The organism is Xanthobacter pollutisoli (genome assembly GCF_040044995.1).
Taxonomy (GTDB): Bacteria; Pseudomonadota; Alphaproteobacteria; order Rhizobiales; family Xanthobacteraceae; genus Xanthobacter.
Window position 1 is genome coordinate 1 of record NZ_JBDZDP010000059.1, and the last position, 3077, is coordinate 3077.

A 3077-nucleotide genomic window follows, 5' to 3' on the forward strand; every position below is an offset into this window, starting at 1 on the left:
CGACGGGATCTGCCGCTGCGCCTAGCCAGAAGCTCCGCGCCAGACCCCGCCGCTCACACCGCCGAACAGGCCAAACCCCACCGCCAGAGCGAACTCACCGCTGGATAGAAGTTGGGGGCAACGTCAGGAATTCGAACCCGTCGGTGAAAAAATGCGATCCGGCACGCGCGTCGCTTGTGGCAGAGAGCTCGCCCTCACACAGGAGAAGCTGCCTTCGCAACCATTCTTCGGAGCGTATCACGCCGCCCTTTCATCATCTACGCGGCCCGTCTCAGCAAGAGACCCGGCTGGCGTGTCGGAGCCTTGAAAGGACGGATCAGCGACGTCAAGCGCTGGCACGCGCAGGCTGGCGAGGCTGTCATCAAGGCCCGCCAGCTCGGTGGCCCCCTTACACAAGCCAATACTCTCATCGCCGAGCGCCGAGCGCAGGATCTGGGCTGGTATAAGGACCTCCACAGTGGATGCTGGTATGAGTGCCACTATTCCCTTTTGCCGGCGCCCTCCAGCCCAGAAGTCTGTGAAGCCTTGGCGGTGTCCTTTGCGCCCCCGGAATCCGGCTGGATCAAAGGAGTGGTTGCCATCGCCCATCCGCGCGCGATGGCCGATTTCCGAGTCAGCAATCTCTGGGGTCCCGAGCCCCTCATCGTGCGCTGGCTGGAGGAGGTCGCGCGTGGAGGATATTCGAGCATCACCTTCGCTGAGGAGCAGCTGTGGAAAGAGTTCGTGGTGCTCCCCGGCGATCACCTGAAAAAGCTTGGATGTCTGGAATATCCAGAGCCGGAGTTTGTCCGGTTCTGCGTTGTCAGGCGGTGGCCAGACACATCGCATAGGGAACTTGACGTCGTGCTTCCCAGGCTGGCGCTGGTGCGCTCGATTTATCGGGCTTGGCTCTCATGCCACGATGATGATCCGCGGCGCTTCCGCGAGGAGTGGACCATATTTGCCGAAAGCGAGTTGACCCCGGAGCACCCGTTTCAGCGTTCCGAAATGCTCGACCGCTGGACAAAAGCTGGGGGCGAAGTCATCCGATCCGAATGATCGCGCCCACCGCCTGCGCTGGTGGTAATGCCTGATCCGTCCCTTGGGCGGAGCGCGGTTCAGGCCAGCGCGCCGCCTATTCCTCGCCGAAGAAGTCCTCATCCAGCCGCTTGAATTCGACGGTGCGGTAGCTGCGAACGCCGACGCCGTGTTCGGTCATCAGGTTGGCCAGCTCCTGCCCATCGATCAGAATCACCCGCTCGGCCAGATGCCGGACGTAGTCGCGTGCGGGCTGGCTGAAGGTTGAGGTGGTGACGAAGACGCCCTTCGTTGCTCCGAGGCCGACGAGGCTTCCCACGAACCCGTTCACATCCGGTCGGCCCACGGGGTTGCCGGGCGCGTAGCGCTTGGCCTGAACATAGATGCGGTCGAGGCCGAGGCGATCCTCGTTGACGATGCCATCAACACCGCCGTCGCCGGAGCGGCCGAGCTGGGCGGCGGCGTCCTTATGACTGCCGCCATAGCCCATGGCCACCAGGAGATCGACGATCAACTGCTCGAAGAAGGTGGGGCTGTTGGCGAGGATGCGCTGAAGCAGTTCGTCGCGCAGCGCGGCTTGTAGGGCCGCGTGAGCGACGTCGATCTGCTCTCCCGGTGTAGTGCGGGCAGAGGCTGTGTCAGTCGGCTTCCCCCCGGCGGCAGCCTCTTCCGCCGCAGCGCTTTCGTTTCTGTAGAACTCGCGGAACTCCGGCACCTGCATCAGGACCGCCACATCGATGCGCTCCGGCGCTTTGGCCAGCAGCGCCTTGCCCGTCTCGGTGGCCAGAAAGCGGCCGCGCGCCGGCGAAGCGATCAATCCCGCCTTGCTCATATAGAATTTGGCCCAGTGGATGCGATTGTGCAGCACCCGCGGGCGCCCGCTGGGCAGAAGCTCTTCCCGCTCCGCCTGGGTCAGCGCGAGATCGTCCGCAATGCGGTCAGATACATCTGCAACGCGCGTTCCCGATCTGGCGGCAAGGCGAAGCACCGGAAGCATAAGGGTTTGATAGTCGGGTATCGGCATCTATGAGTTCACAAGGCTTTGAAGCCAGGGGTATTCCTTATCCCTGCACTTCTTCACATGATTATACATCTCGCCACTGAAGTCAGCTCCCGGCGAGATAATTCTCTGTATCACAGTCAACGCGTCCTTGAACTTCTTCTGCCGCTTTGGGCTACCGTCCAGTTCATCGTAGCGATCCTTAGCAAATGCTATCTTCTGATCAAGGTCTCTCACCTGGGTCAAACGCATCTTCTTTAAGGCGTCCTGCTGTAAATGATAGAGGTCTATGGATACCGCGACCCGTTCTTGCTCTTGAGGGTCATTGGTCGCGGGAACGGGGTGACCTGACTCCAGTGAGCATCCCAGCAACTTCCAATCCGAGTGGTCACAAGGATCGAGCAGCATCGGCTCCTCATGATCAAGATCGTCCACAGCCTGATAGGCCCGTTTGCCTTCATCGCGCAGAGGGAAATGATCGGCTTTTCCGCCCGCAGTCCCGCCTACGACGTCGCAACGCCTGCTGTTACAGAAGGTGCAGATGTAACGGAAATTCTTATAGTCGAATGCAAGCCACCGGTATCCCGAAGGCTCCTTGGTAGCTTCCGAAACGCGGTTCTTGGGCCGAAAATGGTCTATCGCGTTGTCGGATCGCGCCGACGGCGCTTCACAAATCCAACATCGCTTGTCGGATAATAGAGCAAACCTATCTTTCAGGCATCGCCAGACATCCGAGAAATCGTCCGGTTTGAGTCCCTTCTCGTCCATCTCTTTTGCGGCGGCAGCAGCCTTGTCTAGCCAGCCTTCTGGCAGCTCAATCCGTTCCTGATCTATCCACCGCATCAGGCGTCGTCCCTATCTACCTCATCGAGGACTTCCGCCACCATCTTTTCCGCAATGTCTTCGCGTTCCTCGCGGCTCAAACGAGCAACCCCTGTCAATCGGCACGGAAACCTGACCCCCTATCGGCGCCGAATGTTGACCCCTGTCTGGGGCATTGACCCCACTGCCGCGGAGCGTTGGTTTGGCGCAGCGGCAGTGGGGTCAATGGTGGCGGAGG

At 60.6% G+C, this 3077-nt stretch carries 3 protein-coding genes; 1 reads left to right on the plus strand and 2 read right to left on the minus strand.

Annotation, left to right across the window (positions count from 1 at the left end):
• Nucleotides 1-303 precede the first annotated feature (303 nt).
• Nucleotides 304-1038: a hypothetical protein gene (locus ABLE93_RS26780; RefSeq protein WP_348842703.1), complete on the plus strand. Its 735-nt coding sequence runs from the start codon at nucleotides 304-306 to the stop codon at nucleotides 1036-1038.
• Nucleotides 1039-1114: 76 nt separating this feature from the next.
• Here ABLE93_RS26780 and ABLE93_RS26785 read toward each other — a convergent pair whose 3' ends face one another.
• Nucleotides 1115-2041 carry a restriction endonuclease gene (locus ABLE93_RS26785; protein WP_348842704.1) on the minus strand — a complete coding sequence of 309 codons (927 nt, stop codon included), beginning with the start codon at nucleotides 2039-2041 and terminating at the stop codon, nucleotides 1115-1117.
• Nucleotides 2042-2860 carry an HNH endonuclease family protein gene (locus ABLE93_RS26790; protein ID WP_348842705.1) on the minus strand — a complete coding sequence of 273 codons (819 nt, stop codon included), beginning with the start codon at nucleotides 2858-2860 and terminating at the stop codon, nucleotides 2042-2044.
• Nucleotides 2861-3077: the final 217 nt, after the last annotated feature.

What these genes read in the sequence shown, in the direction of transcription:
- ABLE93_RS26790 (WP_348842705.1), bottom strand. Translation starts at nt 2,860, where the DNA reads ATGCGGTGGATAGATCAGGAACGGATTGAGCTGCCAGAAGGCTGGCTA.
- ABLE93_RS26785 (WP_348842704.1), bottom strand. Translation starts at nt 2,041, where the DNA reads ATGCCGATACCCGACTATCAAACCCTTATGCTTCCGGTGCTTCGCCTT.